The sequence below is a fragment of the Paralcaligenes ureilyticus genome (assembly GCF_004346225.1).
GTDB classification, from domain to species: Bacteria; Pseudomonadota; Gammaproteobacteria; order Burkholderiales; family Burkholderiaceae_B; genus Paralcaligenes; species Paralcaligenes ureilyticus.
The window spans coordinates 119,897-138,417 of record NZ_SMAJ01000010.1 but is presented as its reverse complement, the minus strand read 5'-3'; the positions used below and the strand labels follow the sequence as shown (position 1 = coordinate 138,417).

General features: G+C 60.0%; 11 protein-coding genes. 8 read left to right on the top strand and 3 right to left on the bottom strand.

Translation table 11 applies throughout. The annotated features are described in order from the left end of the window. Window positions 1–379 precede the first annotated feature (379 nt). From acpS to EDC26_RS13545, 5 genes are read left to right on the top strand one after another with little or no spacing between them, the layout of a single operon-like run. Window positions 380–793 carry a holo-ACP synthase gene (gene acpS, locus EDC26_RS13565; RefSeq protein WP_132583485.1) on the top strand — a complete coding sequence of 138 codons (414 nt, stop codon included), beginning with the start codon at window positions 380–382 and terminating at the stop codon, window positions 791–793. A 46-nt stretch (window positions 794–839) separates the two neighbouring features. Next, entirely contained in the window at window positions 840–1,898 is a 1,059-nt protein-coding gene (gene nagZ / locus EDC26_RS13560) for a beta-N-acetylhexosaminidase (protein ID WP_132583509.1), read from the top strand. Next, window positions 1,861–3,684 carry an excinuclease ABC subunit UvrC gene (uvrC, locus tag EDC26_RS13555; protein ID WP_132583507.1) on the top strand — a complete coding sequence of 608 codons (1,824 nt, stop codon included), beginning with the start codon at window positions 1,861–1,863 and terminating at the stop codon, window positions 3,682–3,684. Before nagZ ends, uvrC begins: the two co-directional genes overlap by 38 nt. A gap of 18 nt (window positions 3,685–3,702) precedes the next feature. Further along, window positions 3,703–4,269, top strand: a complete 567-nt coding sequence (gene pgsA, locus EDC26_RS13550) for a CDP-diacylglycerol--glycerol-3-phosphate 3-phosphatidyltransferase (RefSeq protein WP_132583483.1) — start codon at window positions 3,703–3,705, stop codon at window positions 4,267–4,269. A 50-nt stretch (window positions 4,270–4,319) separates the two neighbouring features. Beyond that, the gene (locus EDC26_RS13545; RefSeq protein WP_132583481.1) at window positions 4,320–5,597 is read left to right on the top strand and encodes an MFS transporter; all 1,278 of its coding nucleotides are present in this window, start codon (window positions 4,320–4,322) and stop codon (window positions 5,595–5,597) included. On the opposite strand, the gene queF is transcribed toward EDC26_RS13545, so the two are convergent. Further along, window positions 5,587–6,417, bottom strand: a complete 831-nt coding sequence (queF, locus tag EDC26_RS13540; protein ID WP_132583479.1) for an NADPH-dependent 7-cyano-7-deazaguanine reductase QueF — start codon at window positions 6,415–6,417, stop codon at window positions 5,587–5,589. The two genes, EDC26_RS13545 and queF, sit on opposite strands and share 11 nt — an antisense overlap. A gap of 323 nt (window positions 6,418–6,740) precedes the next feature. Here queF and aceA point away from each other — a divergent pair, with 323 nt between their 5' ends. Together aceA and clpB are read left to right on the top strand one after the other, a co-directional pair. Next, entirely contained in the window at window positions 6,741–8,069 is a 1,329-nt protein-coding gene (aceA, locus tag EDC26_RS13535; RefSeq protein WP_132583477.1) for an isocitrate lyase, read from the top strand. Between the two features lie 342 nt (window positions 8,070–8,411). Continuing rightward, window positions 8,412–11,006 carry an ATP-dependent chaperone ClpB gene (gene clpB, locus EDC26_RS13530; protein ID WP_132583475.1) on the top strand — a complete coding sequence of 865 codons (2,595 nt, stop codon included), beginning with the start codon at window positions 8,412–8,414 and terminating at the stop codon, window positions 11,004–11,006. Window positions 11,007–11,160: 154 nt separating this feature from the next. Here clpB and EDC26_RS13525 read toward each other — a convergent pair whose 3' ends face one another. Together EDC26_RS13525 and glnE are read right to left on the bottom strand one after the other, a co-directional pair. Continuing rightward, on the bottom strand, window positions 11,161–11,907 hold the full coding sequence (locus EDC26_RS13525; RefSeq protein WP_132583473.1) for an epoxyqueuosine reductase QueH: 747 nt from the start codon (window positions 11,905–11,907) through the stop codon (window positions 11,161–11,163). 66 nt (window positions 11,908–11,973) lie between these two features. Continuing rightward, on the bottom strand, window positions 11,974–14,742 hold the full coding sequence (gene glnE / locus EDC26_RS13520; RefSeq protein ID WP_132583471.1) for a bifunctional [glutamate--ammonia ligase]-adenylyl-L-tyrosine phosphorylase/[glutamate--ammonia-ligase] adenylyltransferase: 2,769 nt from the start codon (window positions 14,740–14,742) through the stop codon (window positions 11,974–11,976). Window positions 14,743–14,831: 89 nt separating this feature from the next. Between glnE and EDC26_RS13515 the strand changes: the two genes are divergently transcribed. Further along, window positions 14,832–18,506, top strand: coding sequence for a YhdP family protein (locus tag EDC26_RS13515; RefSeq protein WP_481859725.1), 3,675 nt, complete (start codon window positions 14,832–14,834; stop codon window positions 18,504–18,506). Window positions 18,507–18,521 lie beyond the last annotated feature (15 nt).

Sequence of the window (18,521 nt, the reverse complement as noted above, 5' to 3'; positions counted from 1 at the left end):
GTCCCACTCAAACAGCGCACGCCTTGCATCCCCGAAGCCGGCCCTGCGCGCGGCGTGCCCGAATCGCCCGCCCCACCTTGACTGGCCACGACGCTCGTGTGCTCGATATTTGGATGATCGCTGTTCATGTAGCGGCAGCCCTTGTGGCTACCATGCGGTCGGGAACCGGGGTCGTATTCATAGATCGCTGATGGCAGCCACAAGGGCTGCCGCTACATGATTCATTACATGATTCGCGGCTACGTTTTTGTAGCGGCACCCCTTGTGGGTGCCATCGATGCTTCGCAGCGTTTTTTTTATTCCAAACGGCACGGTATGATGCGAATTGAGCCTTCGCCGGGAATTTCCTGGGGCTGGGCTATCGGATTTTGGACGGAGTATGCAGGCAGCGGCAGGTAAGGTGGCGGGTATTGGCGTGGATTTGCTTCGGGTGGATCGGATCGCGCGCGCGTATGCCCGTCATGGCCTGAAGTTTGCGCAGCGTATTCTGGGCACGCAGGAGCTGGAAAAATTCCATATTCGTTATCAGCGTGACAGTGAGCGCGGCTTGCGGTTTCTGGCGACGCGGTTTGCGGCTAAAGAGGCTTTTTCCAAAGCGATAGGGTTGGGGATGCACCATCCCATGTCCTGGCCGCGCATGCAAACATTGAACGAACCGAGTGGCCGGCCGCGTGTCAGTCTGGCTGAGCCGCTGGCAAGCTGGTATGCCGAGCGGTTTGGCGCCGTGCATGTTTCCATGACCGATGAGAGCGATATGGTGGCGGCGTTTGTCGTTGTGGAATCCAGGCCGTGAAAATGTCGCCGATTGGATTTGATTAATGCAGGAGTGAATGAGCGTAATGCCCAAGGAAAAGAATTCTTCAAGCCTGGTTCCGGGGCCGGTCATGGTCGATGTAGCGGGAATTAAGTTGACGGCGCAGGAAAAGCGGCGTTTGCGTCACCCTCTGGTGGGGGGCGTGATTCTGTTTGCCCGCAACTTTGAGAATCGAAAGCAGTTGGCGGCTTTGTGCCGGGCGATTCATGCCGAGCGCGATGAGCCTTTGCTGATCGCTGTCGATCACGAGGGCGGCCGGGTGCAGCGGTTTCGCACCGATGGTTTTACAGCGATTCCGGCGATGAGCCTGTTTGGCGAGATATGGATGGGCGATTCGCTGGGCGCCATGCGCCTGGCGACCGAGGCGGGTTACGTGCTGGGTGCGGAGCTGCGCGCCTGTGGGGTGGATTTGAGTTTTACGCCGGTGCTGGATCTGGATTATGGTGTCAGCAAGGTTATCGGCAACCGTGCGTTTCATCGCGATCCGCGGGTGGTGACGTTGCTGGCGCGGGCGCTGATACAGGGCCTGATGCTGGCCGGGATGGCCGCTTGCGGCAAGCATTTTCCCGGGCATGGGGCGGTTGAGGCGGATTCGCATCACGAGATTCCGGTGGATACTCGCAGCTTTGACGAGATCATGCAGGAAGACGCGGCTCCGTATGGGTGGCTGGGCGATATGGTGTTGCCGTCGGTGATGCCCGCTCACGTCATATACTCCAGTGTCGATCCGCAACCGGCGGGGTTTTCTCGGCATTGGATCCAGACGATATTGCGCCACGACCTGGCCTATGAGGGGGTGGTGTTTTCCGACGACCTGACCATGCAGGGGGCGACGGTTGCCGGTGATATTCTGGCGCGCGCCCAGGCGGCGCTGGGCGCCGGTTGCGATATGGTGCTGGTATGCAATCGCCCGGATATGGCCGATGATCTGCTGGCGCGCCTGGCGGTCAGCCACCCTGTCGAATCGGTGGAGCGGATTCGCCGTCTGGCGCCGCAGCGGCCCGCGCCGGATTGGGACGCTTTGCAGGCCAATGAACGCTATCAATATGCCCGACGACTTCAATCTCAAATCATTTCTGGCTGACCTGCCTCATCTGCCGGGCGTATACCGGCATATCGATGCGGCGGGCGAAGTCTTGTATGTGGGCAAGGCGCGGGACCTGAAAAAACGGGTTTCGTCGTACTTTCGAACTACGCTTGCCAGCCCTCGCATTGCCCAGATGGTGGCGCGGGTGGTGCGTCTCGAGGTGACGGTGACGCGCTCCGAGGCCGAGGCGCTGCTGCTCGAAAACAATCTTATCAAAAGCTTGAAGCCGCGCTACAACATTCTGTTTCGCGACGATAAATCGTATCCTTATCTGGCCATTACGGATCACACGGCCCCGCGCATTGCGTATTACCGTGGCTCTACGAGCGGCCGCGGGCGGTATTTCGGCCCTTACCCGAATTCCTGGGCGGTGCGCGAAACCATCCAGATTCTGCAGCGGGTGTTTCGCCTGAGGACGTGCGAAGACAATGTGTTCGCCAACCGCTCGCGGCCTTGCCTGCTTTATCAGATCGGGCGTTGTTCGGCGCCTTGTGTAGGCCTGATTTCGCCGGAAGATTATCAGGCCGATGTCGAGCGCGCAGTGCGTTTTCTTGATGGCCGCGCCAAAGAAGTTATGCAGGATATCGATGCGCGCATGCGGCAGGCATCGGCGGCGCTGCAGTATGAGCAGGCAGGCGTGCTGCGCGATCAGATGGGCGCGCTGGCTCGTGTCCTGCAGCAGCAAACCATGGAAAAAATAGGCGATGACGATGTCGATGTGATTGCCATTGCGCAGGCGGGCGGGCGCGTATGCGTCAACCTGGCCATGGTGCGAGGCGGCCGGCATTTGGGCGATAAGCCTTTTTTCCCGACGCATACCAACGACGACACCGCCGGCGACGTGCTGGCGGCCTTTATGGGCCAGCATTATCCCGATAGCGCCATGCCGGCGGTGTTGGTGTGTTCGCATCCGCTTCCCGACCCGGATCTCATGCGCCTGCTGGCCGAGCAGACAGGCGTCAAGGCGCGGCTGTTGACCCGGCCTCAGGGGATGCGCAAGACGTGGCTCGCCCAGGCCATGAAAAATGCCGAGATGGCGCTTGGCCGCCTGCTGTCCGAATCCAGCGCGCGAGCGGCCCGCACTCTGGCGCTGGCGACGGCGCTGGACATGGATACCGACGAGGCGGCGCTCGATGCCATGCACATCGAGTGCTTCGATATCAGCCACACGGCGGGCGAGGCGACCCAGGCCTCCTGCGTGGTGTACAGACAGCATGCCATGCAGTCTTCTTTATATAGACGCTACAACATCGCAGGAATTACGCCGGGCGACGATTATGCCGCGATGAGGCAGGTGCTGACGCGGCGCTTTACCCGCGTGGCCGATGGGCAGGCGACCATGCCCGACATTGTGCTCATCGATGGCGGGCGCGGCCAGGTCGAAGTCGCCCGCCAGGTATTTGTAGAGCTGGGTCTGGATACGCACACCATTGTCGGCGTGGCCAAGGGAGAAGGGCGCAAAGTGGGGCTCGAAACCCTGGTGTTCGTCGATGGGCGCGCGCCGGTGGCCCTCGGTGTCGAATCGGCGGCGCTGATGCTGGTGGCCCAGATCCGCGATGAGGCACACCGGTTTGCCATTACCGGCATGCGTGCGCAGCGCGCCCGGGCGCGCAATGTGTCGCGGCTCGAAGAGATCGACGGCGTAGGCGCCAAGCGCCGGCAAAAATTGTTGGCGCGTTTTGGCGGGTTTTCCGGCGTGGTCGATGCCAGCATCGATGATCTGGGGTCGGTCGACGGCATATCGCCCGAACTGGCCGAGCGCATCTATCAGGCGTTGCGATGATGTAGTATTGTGCTCACTATGCCGATCAATATCCCGATTTTCCTGACCTGGCTGCGTATCGCCATGATTCCCCTGGTGGTGGGCCTGTTCTACCTCCCCGAGGGGTGGTTGCCGGCGCGCGACGCCATCGCGGCGGGCGCCTTCATTGTGGCGGCCCTGACCGACTGGCTTGACGGCTGGCTGGCGCGCCGCTGGAATCAGACCTCGTCGTTTGGCGCGTTTCTGGACCCGGTGGCCGACAAGCTGATGGTGTGCGCGGCGCTTTTGGTGCTGCTGGGCTTGAACCGCGTCGATTTATTCATTGCTTTGGTGATTATCGGGCGCGAAATCACCATTTCGGCTCTGCGCGAGTGGATGGCGAAAATTGGCGCCAGCGGCAGCGTCGCCGTGCATTGGCTGGGCAAGTTCAAAACGGCCGCTCAAATGGTGGCCATCCCCTGTCTTTTGTATTGGCAGCCCTTGTACGGCGTGTCGCTGCAGGCGGCAGGCGAAGTGCTGATTGTCATTGCGGCGATTTTGACCGTCTGGTCCATGTGCTATTACCTGCGCCGCGCGTGGCCCGAGATTCGCGATCGGGCAGCCTGATTTCTATCGGTTTTCCCTGATTCGATCAACGCGTTTTCCCCCTATTTGCCATGACTGCCGCTGCCTTCGATCCGCTTGACGATAGCCCCGCTGTAAAACGCAGAGACTGGACCATTATCAGTCTGATTGGCGCGGCACACTCCTGCTCGCATTTTTTCCAGCTGGTGCTGCCAACCCTGTATTTGTCGCTGGCGGCCGAGTTTGGCTACGATTTCGTCGCGTTGGGCTTGCTGGCGTCGGCTTTTTTCCTGGTTTCGTGTCTGGGACAGGCGTCGTCCGGGTTTATTGTCGATCGGGTCGGCCCGGCTCCGGTGCTGCGCTTTGGCCTGGCGTGCTTTGTGGTCTCCGGCGTTCTGATCGGCTTGTCGGGCGGTTATGCCATGTTGATGTTGGCGGCGGTCGTGGGGGGCGCGGGCAATTCGGTTTTCCATCCGGTGGATTATTCCATTATCAACCATCGCATCAGCCCGCCGCGCCTGGGCCACGCGTTCAGCGCCCACGGGCTCACCGGCAACCTGGGCTGGGCGCTTACGCCGATTTTCATGGCAGCCATTATTCATGTTGCCAACTGGCGTATAGCCGCTTTTGCGGCGGCCGGTCTGGTGGCTTTTGTACTTGCCCTGGTCTGGCTGGGACGCGATCTGCTGGCCGGCAAAAACGAAGCTTCCGCCGCCGGCCCCGCTACCGAATCGGCGGTCCAGCCCAGCCTGGCCCGGCAAACGGTGGCGCAAACGCTGGCCACCTTGCTGGTGCAGCCCGCGCTGTGGGGCGCATTCCTGTTTTTCGCTTTTACATCCATGTCTTTGTCGGCCGTGCAAAATTACACCATCCCCATGCTGGGCCATGTGTACGGAATCGACAAGGTGTTGGCGGGCACGGCCTTGTCGGCCTATATGGTCGCGGCCGCCGTCGGGATGCTGGCGGGGGGCTTTCTGGTGGGCGCCACACCTAATACAGAGCGCACAGTGGCTGTGTCGCTGGTGCTGGCGGGGGTTCTTCTGGTGGTGCTCGCATCCGGCTCGATTGCGACCTCTTTTGCTGTGGCGCTCGTGGCCCTGGCGGGCTTCTGTTCGGGCGTGGCCACGCCTTCGCGCGACATGCTGATTCGCCGCGTGACCCCAAAGGGGGCCACGGGAACCGTTTATGGGCTGGTTTATTCAGGCATGGACGTGGGATCGTCTCTTGCGCCGGTAGGGTTTGGCGTTTTGCTCGATGCGGGCTATAGCCGCGGCCCTTGGGTTGGCGCGGCAATCGGCTTTATTATCGCCGCGGCGCTTGCCATGTGGGTGGCTCGTGCCGTCGGTGCCCGGGCCATGGCTACTGCCTGACGGTTCTGCGGTTGTCTACATTGGCGGCAACACTGGCGCGCCATGGGTTGATGTCCAGGCCGCCGCGACGCGTGTAGCGCGCGTAGACGTGCAGTTCCGCAGGCCGGCACGCCTGCCAGATGTCGCAATACATGCGCTCGACGCAATGCTCGTGGAATTCGTTGTGATGGCGCAAGGAAATAATATATTTAAGCAGCGCCGCGCGATCGATTTGCGGGCCGCGATAACGGATCTGGAGGCTGCCCCAATCGGGCTGGCCTGTGACCGGGCAGTTGGATTTAAGCAGATCCGACATCAAAACTTCGCTGACTGCGGTCGCTCCAGGTACGCAGCGCAGCAGCTCGGGGGCCGGCGTGTAGCGATCAATGCCGACATCGATGCCGTCGATGTTGATTCCGGAAAGCGGCCGGTAATTTTCCGTGTGGCCGATCGTCAACGGATTTAAGCGGACGTCCACAGGCGCACCTGCCGCGTGGCTCAGATCGTGTTCCATGTGCCGCTGCACTGATTCGACACTTTCGTAGCGGCTTTCGTTAAATGAGTTCAGGTACAGCTTGAACGATTTGGATTCGATGATGCAGGGGCTGGCTTGCGAAAATACGAAGCAGCCCGTGGCCACAACCGGTTTACCCCTGGTGTTGAGCCAGGACAATTCGTAGGCATTCCATATATCGGCGCCGTGCCAGTCGGGCAGGGGCTGAAGCGCCAGGGTCTGGCGGTTGTTTTGACGGGCAATCGGAAAAAGCACCGTGGGATCGTAAGCCGTGGGATAGGGCGCATCGTGACCCAGGGGGGCATTAGCCAGTATGGGATCAGTCATAGAAGAAAGCACTGTCGATAAAAAAGACGCAAGTTGGAAATGGAGTTTGCCATTGTACTGCGCCTACGCAACGAATTTCACATTATGAAAACTCATTATCGCCATGCAAAAAGCGAATGCTGCGCGGCACAAGGTGCGTTTTCATAGTAGAAAATATCGTTTTGTATTATGAAATATAATTTATAACATAATGATAATTAACAATAATATATTTTATCTTATATAAGACATAAGTGTTATTTGCGGTGCAGCATAAGCGTAGAATTTTTACATCGATTGCGGCTATTCCTTTTTCCTTACTTCCATTCTTCAGGAGCATCATCATGAGCACACGCGAAAACGAAATCCGGAATTTGCAAAAAAACTGGGCGGAAAATCCCCGCTGGCAGGGTATCAAACGCGGCTATAGCGCCGAGGAGGTGGTGCGCTTGCGCGGCTCGGTGGTCGTTGAGCACACGCTGGCACGGCGCGGCTCGGAGAAGCTTTGGGCTTTGCTTCATTCCGAGCCGTTCGTGAATTCGCTGGGAGCCCTGACGGGCAATCAGGCCATGCAGCAAGTCAAGGCCGGCCTGAAAGCCGTCTATCTGTCGGGCTGGCAAGTGGCGGGCGACGCGAATGGCGTGGGCGAGATGTACCCCGATCAATCCTTGTATCCGTCCAACTCGGTTCCGCAAGTGGTGCGGCGTATCAATAACGCCTTGACACGTTGCGACCAGATCCAGTGGATGGAAGGTAAAAACCCCGGCGACAGCGACTATATCGATTATTTCGCGCCGATCGTAGCCGATGCCGAGGCCGGGTTTGGCGGCGTGCTCAATGCGTTTGAACTCATGAAAGCCATGATCGATGCGGGCGCGAGCGGCGTGCACTTCGAAGATCAACTGGCCTCGGTGAAGAAGTGCGGCCATATGGGCGGCAAGGTTCTGGTGCCTACCCGCGAGGCAGTGGCCAAGCTGGCTGCGGCGCGTCTGGCGTCCGACGTCATGAATGTGCCGACTTTGCTGCTGGCGCGTACCGATGCGGATGCCGCCGACCTGGTCACCAGCGACGTGGATGAAAACGATCGTCCTTTCATTACGGGAGAACGTACGACAGAAGGCTTCTTTCGCACCCGGGCCGGGGTCGATCAGGCCATCTCTCGCGGCTTGGCCTATGCGCCTTATGCTGATCTGCTGTGGAGCGAAACCTCCACGCCGAACCTTGAGCACGCACGCAAATTTGCCGAGGCGATCCATCGCCAGTTCCCCGGCAAGATGCTGGCCTACAACTGCTCGCCGTCGTTCAACTGGAAGAAGAACCTCGATGACGCGACGATTGCCAAATTCCAGCGCGAGCTGGGTGCGATGGGCTACAAATTCCAGTTCATTACCCTGGCGGGCTTCCATGCCTTGAATTACGGCATGTTCGAATTGGCGCATAGTTATGCGCGCCACCAGATGAGCGCTTTCGTCGAGTTGCAGCAAAAGGAATTCGCGGCGGCCGATCTGGGCTTTACGGCGGTCAAACATCAGCGCGAAGTCGGTACGGGTTACTTCGATACCGTCACGCAGACGATTGAAGGCGGCCAGTCTTCGACCACGGCGCTCACGGGTTCCACGGAAGAGGCCCAGTTCAAAAGTGCCGCGGCCACCACAAGCCTGAAAGTCGCTTAGGGAACCACCTAGATCGTAGCGGCACCCCTTGTGGGTGCCATCGGTGCAATAACCTGCACCCCGTTTAGCAAAAAAATGGCAGCCACAAGGGCTGCCGCTACATGATTCACGAATGTGTTTTTGTAGCGGCAGCCCTTGTGGCTGCCATCGTCATTACCGAGATCTCGTAGGGGCGACCCTTGTGGCCGCCCGTTGTAGGCTTTGCCGCGCAGAGGGAGTAAAGTCGAAGTCGTCGATGAATTTCGAGATGGTGGCACGCGTTGTATCTTGCAAAATGGCCGATCAGCCGCACATACTGATTATCCGAGCGTGGCTCTTATTTTGTAATAAAACGAAACGACTATGCGATTCGATAAACTAACGACGAAGTTTCAGCAGGCCATTGCCGATGCGCAAAGCCTGTCTGTCAAGCACGACAATCCTTATATAGAACCGGTGCATGTGTTGGCCGCCTTGCTGGCCGACGCCGATAGCGGCGCGGCCAGCTTGCTGGCGCGTGCGGGCGTGGCGGTCAACCGTGTCGTCCCTGCCGTGAATGCCGCGATTGAAGCATTGCCGCAGGTGCAGGGGGCGGAGGGCAATATTCAGGTTGGCCGTGAGTTGCAGGCGATTTTGGCGCGCACCGATAAAGAGGCGTCCAATCGCGGCGATACCTATATTGCCAGCGAACTGTTCTTGCTCGCCCTGTCCGAGGACAAGGGCGAGGCGGGGCGGCTGCTGCGCGAAGCCGGCTTGCAGCGCAAGGCACTGGAAACCGCGATCGATGCGGTGCGCGGGGGGGCTTCGGTGTCCGATTCCGAGGGCGAGTCCAACCGAGAAGCCTTGTCCAAATATACGCTCGACCTGACCGAGCGCGCCCGGGCGGGCAAGCTCGATCCGGTGATCGGGCGCGACGATGAAATCCGCCGGACTATCCAGATATTGCAGCGGCGCACCAAAAACAATCCGGTTCTTATCGGCGAGCCCGGCGTGGGCAAGACGGCTATTGTCGAAGGCCTGGCGCAACGCATCGTCAATAATGAAGTCCCTGAAACCCTCAAGGGCAAGCGTGTACTGTCCCTGGACATGGCCGCCCTGGTGGCGGGCGCAAAATTCCGCGGCGAGTTCGAAGAGCGTCTTAAGGCGGTCCTCAAAGAATTGTCCCAGGATGCGGGGGGCACCATTGTCTTTATCGATGAATTGCACACCATGGTGGGGGCGGGCAAGGCCGACGGCGCGATGGATGCCGGCAATATGCTCAAGCCCGCCTTGTCGCGGGGCGAGCTGCATTGCATTGGTGCCACGACGCTCGACGAGTACCGCAAGTACATCGAAAAGGATGCGGCGCTGGAGCGTCGTTTCCAGAAAATTCTGGTCAATGAGCCGGACGTCGAATCAACGATTGCGATTTTGCGCGGCTTGCAGGAACGCTATGAACTGCATCACGGCGTAGCCATTACCGATCCGGCCATCGTGGCGGCGGCCGAGCTGTCCAATCGGTATATTACCGATCGCTTCTTGCCTGATAAGGCTATCGATCTCATCGATGAGGCGGCTGCGCGCATCCGCATGGAAATCGATTCCAAGCCCGAGGTCATGGACAAGCTCGATCGCCGCATTATCCAGCTCAAGATCGAGCGTGAGGCCATCAAGAAGGAAACGGACGATGGTTCATTGCGGCGTCTGAAGGTTATCGAAGACGAACTCGAGCGGCTCGCCCGCGAGTACAACGATTATGAAGAGGTCTGGAAAGCCGAAAAAGCGGCGGTTCAAGGCTCGCAATCGGTTAAGGAAGAAATCGAACGCACGCGTGCCGAAATGGCCGATTTGCAACGCAAGGGTCAGTTCGACAAGCTGGCCGAGTTGCAGTACGGCAAGTTGCCCGAACTCGAAGGTCGCCTGAAGGCGGCCGAAGCCGGCCAGCAAGCGGCCGTCGACCCCGAGCATCCGCGCCTCTTGCGTACGCAAGTGGGCGCCGAAGAGATCGCCGAAGTGGTATCGCGGGCGACGGGTATTCCGGTGTCGAAAATGATGCAGGGCGAGCGCGCCAAACTATTGGGCATTGAAGACTTCCTGCATCGGCGGGTCGTGGGCCAGGACGAGGCCGTGGTGCTGGTGGCGGACGCCATCCGGCGTTCCCGCGCGGGCCTGTCCGACCCGTCGCGCCCCTATGGTTCGTTTTTGTTTTTAGGCCCGACCGGGGTGGGTAAAACGGAATTGACCAAGGCCTTGGCGAGCTTCCTGTTCGATTCCGAAGATCACATGATTCGCCTCGACATGAGCGAGTTCATGGAGAAGCATTCCGTGGCTCGGCTGATAGGCGCGCCTCCGGGTTACGTGGGGTACGAAGAGGGGGGTTATCTGACAGAAGCGGTGCGCCGCAAGCCCTATAGCGTCATTTTGCTCGACGAGATCGAAAAGGCTCACCCCGACGTGTTCAACGTGTTGCTGCAAGTGCTCGACGATGGCCGTCTGACCGATGGGCAAGGGCGTACGGTCGATTTCCGCAATACGGTGATTGTGATGACCTCGAACCTGGGCTCGCATCATATACAGAGCATGGTGGGACAGCCTTACGAGGTGATCAAGGAAGTGATCTGGGATGATCTGAAGACCTCTTTCCGGCCCGAGTTCCTGAACCGGATCGATGAGGTCGTGGTGTTCCATGGGCTGGAAGCCAAGCATATGGAGTCGATTGCGCGGATTCAGGTGCAGCGTCTGGCTGCGCGCATGGCAGCGCAGGATATGCGGCTGGAGGTGTCCGACGTGGCGCTCGCGCAACTGGCGCGCACGGGTTTCGATCCGGTCTTTGGCGCGCGGCCGTTAAAGCGGGCGATCCAGCAGCATATCGAGAACCCGGTGGCCAAGCTGATCCTGGAGGGCAGGTTCGGCCCCAACGATGTGGTGCCCGTCGATTGGAAAAACGACAAGTTCGTTTTTTCGCGTACGTTGCAGTAAGCGGCGGGGCGTTGTAGCGGCACCCCTTGTGGGTGCCAAAATCGTTCGTGATCAAGATGGCGTCTATAGAACATCAATGGCACCCACAAGGGGTGCCGCTACAAATGCCTGCCCGTGAATAATGTAGCGGCAGCCCTTGTGGCTGCCGTTTTTTCTATTCCAACTTGCCCACACTCGCCGGTAATTCCGATTCCAGCTCGTCCTTACCGTAGAATTTGACACCGATTTTGACGCGGTCGCGCCCTTGCGCGCGGCGGTGGCGGTTGGTGTCTCGCAGCGAATACACGCAGCCGCAATATTCCTGTTGGTAAAACTCTTCGCGCTTGCTGATTTCGATCATGCGCGCCGATCCGCCGCCTTTGCGCCAGTTGTAGGTCCAGTAGACAAGCTCGGGGTAGCGCGCCGCGGCGCGCTGGCCGCTGCGATTGATCTGGTCCATGTCTTTCCAGCGCGATATGCCCAGCGAACTGACGATCGTGTCGAACCCGTGTTCGTGTGCATACAGAGCCGTGCGCTCGAACCGCATGTCAAAGCAGGCGGTGCAGCGCGCACCGCGCTCCGGCTCGTTTTCCAGCCCCTTGACTCGCTCGAACCAGTTGTCCATGTCGTAGTCGGCGTCGATGAATTCGATATGGTGCTGCCGGGCGAACCGGATGTTTTCGTTTTTGCGAATTTCGTATTCGTGTACAGGGTGGATATTCGGGTTGTAAAAATAAATGGAATAATCGATGCCCGATGCGGCCATGGCCTCCATGACCTCGCCCGAACAGGGCGCGCAGCACGAATGCAGAAGTACCTTTTTGCGGCCGTCGGGCAGGACAAGCGTAGGGCGTTGGACATCGGATGCCGCAGAGGGGCGTTCGGCGTTTGGCGCAGCGGCGGCGCTTTGGGTATTGGTCATGGACGGCAAGCCCGCGCAGCGCCTGAACGCTGCACGGCCACTCAGTAAAATGGGACAGCGTCTATTTTAGTCCCCAATAACCGTTTCCCAAAGCCGCAGCACCACCTGGCGTTCGGCCTTTAGCCGATCCGGCGCTATGCGGGCCTTTTCGGCTCCCTGCAGGCGCAGCGCATGCTGCATTTTGCGAAACAGCCGGTAGGCGTTGGCCGCGCCGGTGGCCGTGCCTGCGTCGATCAGCCCTGCTTCCGAGGCCAGGCGCAGCAGAGTGATGTTGCCCAGGTTATCGAGCAGCGCCGGATGTTCGGCGGCATGGCAGAGCACCAGGTACTGGGTGACGAATTCCACGTCCACCATGCCGCCACGGTCGTGCTTCAGATCGAATTGATCGGTATGGTTGGGGTGGCCGGCGCTGATTTTGAGGCGCATGGTGCGCACCTCCTCTTTGAGCGCTTGCGGGTCGCGTTTCAATAGCAGCACCTCGCGGCGCACGGCTTCGAATCGCTCGCCCACCCGCGCGTCGCCCACCGCGTAGCGTGCGCGAGTCAGCGCCTGATGTTCCCAGGCCCAGGCGTGGTTCAGCTGATATTGCGTAAACGCCTCGAGCGGCACGGCCAGCAGGCCCGCGTCGCCATCGGGGCGCAAGCGCAAATCGATTTCATAAAGGCGCCCCGATGAGGTCATGGTCGATAGCCACGATGTGATCCGGCGGCCAAGCCTGGCATAGATTTCGATGGCGTCGTCGCGCGTGTCGTCGTAGATGAAAACCAAGTCCAGATCCGAGGCGTAACCGATTTCCTTGCCGCCCAGCTTCCCGTACGCGATGACGGCGAATTTCGGGCTGGGCAGGTCGGTGGTGGCGCTCCCTTTGGGCTGCACCAGCGGCCAGGCCCGGAAAATGGTTTCCGCCAACAGCATGTCGGCCAGGGCCGAGAGCTGATCGGCCAGTTTTTCGACGCTGAGCACGCCTTCCAGATCCTGGGCCAGAAGCTGGAAGCTGACCTGGCGCTGAATATCGCGCATCAGATTCATTTGCTGCTCGACGTCGGGCTGGCCGTTGGGCAGGACGCAGGCGTCAAGATCATCGTGCAGTTGATGAGCGAGCTGTCCGAAATCGGGTGAGGCCAGCAGCGAGCGCCATTCAATGAGACTATCGAGCAATAAAGGATATTGACTGAGATATTGCGACGCCCAGGGGCTTGCATCCACCATCCTGGCTACCCGCGCCAGCGTTTCGGGGTACTCGGCCAACAGCGCCAGATAGGCGCTGCGCTGGGCGATATGCTCGATCAGATCGAACAGGCGCGTGGCGGTTTGCTCGGGGTAGGCGGTTTTGGCCGCGGCGCTGATGGCGTTGGGCAGCAGCGCTTCGACGCGGCGCCGGCTGGTGTGCGGCAAGTTGCGGATACGGTGGCTGTCAAGGAGCGACTGCGCCCGATCGTTCAATGTATGGGCCTGTGTGCCCAGCTGTTCGTAGATATGCTGTTCGAGGTTGGCGCAGTCGGGTGTTGCCGGTTTGCCGTTGTTTTGATCGTCTTCGCCCACCCCGGCCATTCTGAATGCGTTGCGAAATAGTTGCGCGACAAAAGTCCGGTGGGCCGCGAGCGTGGCTTCGAATTGGTCCGCCGGCATCCTCATTGCGTCGGCCAGCAGTGCGCGCAGCGCCGGGTCGCTGGGCAGCAAATGTGTTTGCTGGTCTTCACGATATTGCAGCAGATGCTCGATACGGCGCAAGAAAACGTAAGCCGCCTCGAGTTGAGCGGCGTCGTCCGGTGTGATGATCCCGGCCTCTTTTTGCCGATGCAGCGCCGCGATCAGGCCGCGCCGGCGCAGGGAGGGCATGCGGCCGCCGCGTATCAGCTGGGTGAGTTGCACGACAAACTCGATCTCGCGTATGCCGCCGTCGCCCAATTTGATATTGTGCGTGGTTTCGATGCCGTTTTGCGCCAGCGCCCGACGCTGCCAGTCCTGGCGAATGCGTTCGCGCAGCGCGCGCAATGCCGCGAGCGCATCGAAATCGAAATATTTGCGGTAGACGAAAGGCGTTTGCAAGGCGTCGAGCTGGGCCAGTTGCGGTGCGGGGTCGCTGCCGGCAAAGGCCTGGCAAGCGATGACGCGGCCCTTTAGCCAGGCATAGCGCTCCCATTCGCGCCCTTGGCTGACCAGATAATTTTCGAGCGCGTCCAGGCTCCAGGCCAGCGGGCCCGAATCGCCGTCGGGGCGCAGGCGCAGGTCGGTGCGAAACACCTGGCCATGCTCATCGGCGTCAGACAGAACCGGCATCATGCGCTGAGTCAGCTTTGCATAGAACTCGTGGTGGCTGATTTTCCGCCGGCCTGCCGTTTCGCCTTCTTCGCCGTAGAGCATGATCAAATCGATGTCCGACGAAACGTTCAACTCGTTGCCGCCCAGCTTGCCCATGCCTACGATCAGCATCTCTTGCGGCAGCCCGCTGCCGGGATCGGTGGGGATGCCGTAGGTGCCGGCCAGCTCCAGGGCGATGCATTGATAGGCCTGCGCGATCGCCAGGTCGGCCAGCGCCGTCATGGCTCCCACGACTTCGGCCAATGGGGCTGCGCCGTTGATATCGCGCACCATCAGCGTGTAAAAAACCCGTTCGCGCAGTTGGCGCAGCGTGCGGCGCACCTCGGGCAGAGGCAAGGGCGACCCCGTGCCGGCTCCGGTGAGTTCGGTGAACCAGGCATCGATGACTGCGGGCGTGACGGCGCATGTTGCGGCTTCGCCCAGCCATTGCTCAAATTGGGCATTGGCGCTGGCTTTGCGGCGCAAGGCCCCGGACCAGCGCAAAGCCGGCTCAAGTAATTGGGATTTGGACATTATTACAATTGTTGAGGACGATAAGCGTAATTTAAGGTATAAGGCTTGGAAGATACTGCAAATCGTCTAGTTCTGGCTAATTTCATTCCGTGCGTCAAATTTCAAGTGTTGTCCGTTTTCTAGGCCGGTTGGCGCTAGTGGCTTATTTTGCGGCCGCTGTGGCTATCCTGGGCTTGCGTTACTGGGTTTTGCCCCATATTGATCAATGGCGTCCGTATATCGCCCAGCAATTATCGCAGGTGCTCAATGCGCAAGTCTCCCTCGGCCATGTGGGCGCCGATTGGTCGGGTCTGAACCCGACCTTGCAACTGCAGGATGTCAATTTTATTGATAACCGTCAGCGGCGCCTGCTGCATTTGCCGCAAGTAAAGGCCGAATTAAGCTGGCGCAGCCTGTTGCGCGGGTCGCTGCAGTTTGTGATGATCGAGGCGCGTGGCCTTGATCTGAGCGTACGCCGCGATGCTCAAGAACAGCTCCAGGTTCTGGGTTATACCTTTGCCCTGGACCAGGTCGACGGTCAGGCGCCCGAAGCGGACAGCGCGGCGCTTCGATGGCTGGCGACTCAACGCCAAGTGGTGTTGCGCGATTCTACATTGCGCTGGATCGACGAGTTGCGCCGGGCGCCGCCTTTGGTTTTGCGGCACGTCACTCTTAAAATCCACAATCAGGCGCCACAGCATCAATTTTCTCTAGTGGCGACGCCGCCCGAGTCTCTTGGCCAATCTCTGGATATTCGCGGCCAGCTCCAGCGCAACGTGCGCAATGGTGTCCCGACTACGCCCTGGAGCGGGCAGATCTACGCCGAGGTAGGCAAGATGTTGCCACTGGGCTGGAAGCCATGGGTCGATTTGCCGCAGGATTTGCGATCCGGCGAAGTTTCGGCCCAAGCCTGGCTGGGCATTGAGCGCGGGAGTCCGGTTCGCTTTACCTCCGATGTGACCGTGAAAAATGGGCATTGGAAGTTGGGGCCGGAATCGGACGTAGAAGCGACCCGGGCCAGGCTGTACCTGTCTGGCCCTTGGCTGGGTTTCGAGCGGATTTTTTCGCCGCCGGCCTTGCCGGCAACGGCACAAGCCGCGCAGATGTCTCCTTCTGGAATCGACGCAACCGCGGGTGCGGCAGAGGCTGCGCCCGCCATCGAATTCCGGCTCCAGATGCAGGATCTGGGCATACAGGCAAAAGCCCTTTTCCAGCACCCTCTTGATTTCACCCGCATCGCGGCCCAGGGCTCGATCGGCCGCCTCGATAGCGGAGCGATGCGGGCGGTTCTTGGACACGTGGATTTGGTCAACAACGATATGGACGCTCGCTTGCAGGGGAGCTGGCAGCAGGGAGGGACAGGCCAGGCGGGGTTGGCCGACATTCGCGGCACGTTCAAACGCGCGGCGATCGCCGCCATTGACGACTATCTGCCCAATAGTGTCAGCCTGGACGCGCGCGAGTGGATGGACAAAGGCCTGGTGCACGGCCAGATTCATGATGCCCAGCTGTTGCTGAAAGGCGATCTGGAGTTTTTCCCGTTCAGCGAGGAGCCCGATCAGGGAGACTTCGAGGTTCAGGGGCGTTATGTCGATGGAATCATCGATTATCTGCCGACGGACAAAGATACGCTGGGATGGCCCCGCCTGTCCCGCATGAACGGCATGGTCAGTTTGCACCGAGCCGATTTGCAGCTGACTGCCGACCAGGCCGTCATGCAGGTCGCCGCTGGCGAGACGATTTCCTTAAGCGGCCTGGCGGCGCGCATTCCCGATATTGAACACCATTCGGTGCTCAGCATTCAGGGCGACACAACGGCGCCCGCTTCGGCCTATCTGGCGCTGCTGCACCATTCCCCGCTGGGCGGCCTGTTGGGCGGCGACTTTGACGAGGCCCAGGCTCAGGATGTCTGGCAGGTGCCTTTGGCTTTGACGATACCCTTGTTGAATAGCCGGGACACCACGGTGCAGGGGGCGATCCGGTTTGGCGGCGGGACTGTTTCCCTGATGCCCGAGATGCCGCCTTTCAAGCATGTCTCGGGAGTGCTGAATTTTACAGATGTCGAGGTCGCGGCGGATGCTGTCAAGGCTGAATTCCTGGGGGGGCCGGTGGCCATCGCCGGCGGGATAGGCGGGACGCAAAAGGGCTTGCAAATACAGGGGCAGGCTACGTCCAAGGCATTGACTCAGTATGTGGGCCTGGCAGGCATGGAGCGGTTGCGCGGACGAATTCCATACCGGGCGCAGCTGCGGCGGCCGCGCCGCGGCGCGCTGGATCTGGCGCTCGATAGCACGCTCGAGGGCCTTGCCCTGGATTTTCCCGATCCGGTGGGTAAGCCCGCAGCGCAGCCGTTGCCTTTGCATATGGACTGGCAGCGCAGCGATAAAGGCAACCGGGACAGCACTCTGAACATCAGCCTGGGACGAGCCATTACTGCACGGCTCTTGCACCGCAACGAAAACAAGAAATCACCCTATTTTTATGCCGGGACGGTGGCGGTCAATCAAACCGCGGCCATGTTGCCCGAGGGCCTGAATGTTGATGTTGAGAATCCCCGGGTCGACATGGATGTGTGGAGCCAGGTGTTCGATGAATTCTCCACCCCCGTAGCTGGCGCGGCGCGGCGCGAGCGGCCGCTCTTGCCCGATGTCCAGCAACTGCGGCTGCAGGCCAGGACGGTGCGTTTTCATGGGCTCGACATGGATCTGGCGACATTTACGGCCAAGCGGCCCGCACCGACGCAATGGCGCGTCGATATCAGCTCTTCGCAAACCGCAGGCACTTTGTTCTGGCGTGAAGCGTCGGGCAAGATTGCCGGCCGGGTAGATGCCAAGTTCGATCGCCTGGCCCTGGGCCGCGCGGGTGGCGGCTCCGATGCCGATTCCGCCGCGGCCGATTCCGGGGACAACGAGGCCGATGCAAAGACGTATGACGATGTCCCCGCCATCAACCTGGATGTGCGCCGGTTCAGCCTGTACGGCCATGAGTTGGGGCAACTGTCGCTGGTGGGCGTGAATCAGTCGCGAGGCGCAATATGGAGGCTCAATACGCTGCATTTGACCGGCGCTTCGACACAGTTGAGCGGCAGCGGCATATGGCGCTTGAAGGGGCCGGATCGCGGTTTGACTCTGGATGCCAAACTGACAACCGAAAACATGGGCGCCTATTTGAATCAGATGGGCTACAAAAACAGGATGTCGGGCGGCAAAGGGTCGATAGAAGGCAAGTTCGATTGGCGTAACCTGCCCTGGAAATACAAGCTGTCCGATTTGAGCGGGCGTATGGAGTTCAGTCTGCAAAAGGGCCGGTTTAGCAGTCTCAATTCGCGTTCGGCGCGTTTGCTCGAGCTGCTTTCACTGCAATCGGTGCAGCGTCTGGCCACTTTCAACGTGAACCCCGCCGCCTGGACCCGCGATGGTTTCCCGTACGATAACCTGCGAGGAACCGTACAGATCGAGCGCGGCGTCATGACCGCCCACGACTATCGCGTGACCGGGCCGGCCGGCACGATAGTTTTGGGTGGCAACGTGAATCTGAATAATGATCTGCTGGATTTACAGGCGGTCGTGGTGCCCAACCTGGATGTCAGCGGTGCGGCCCTCGCGGCCGGCATCGCCATCAATCCGATCGTCGGCCTGGGTGCGTTCCTGACTCAATGGCTATTGAAGACCCCGCTTGCCAAGGCGATGACAGTGCAGTATCAGATCAGCGGCGACTGGAACGATCCCAAGATCAAAGAGGTGAGCCACGTCGTGGAGAAGGGTGCCGCAACGCCAGGCCACTAGTTTTGGCGTGGATGA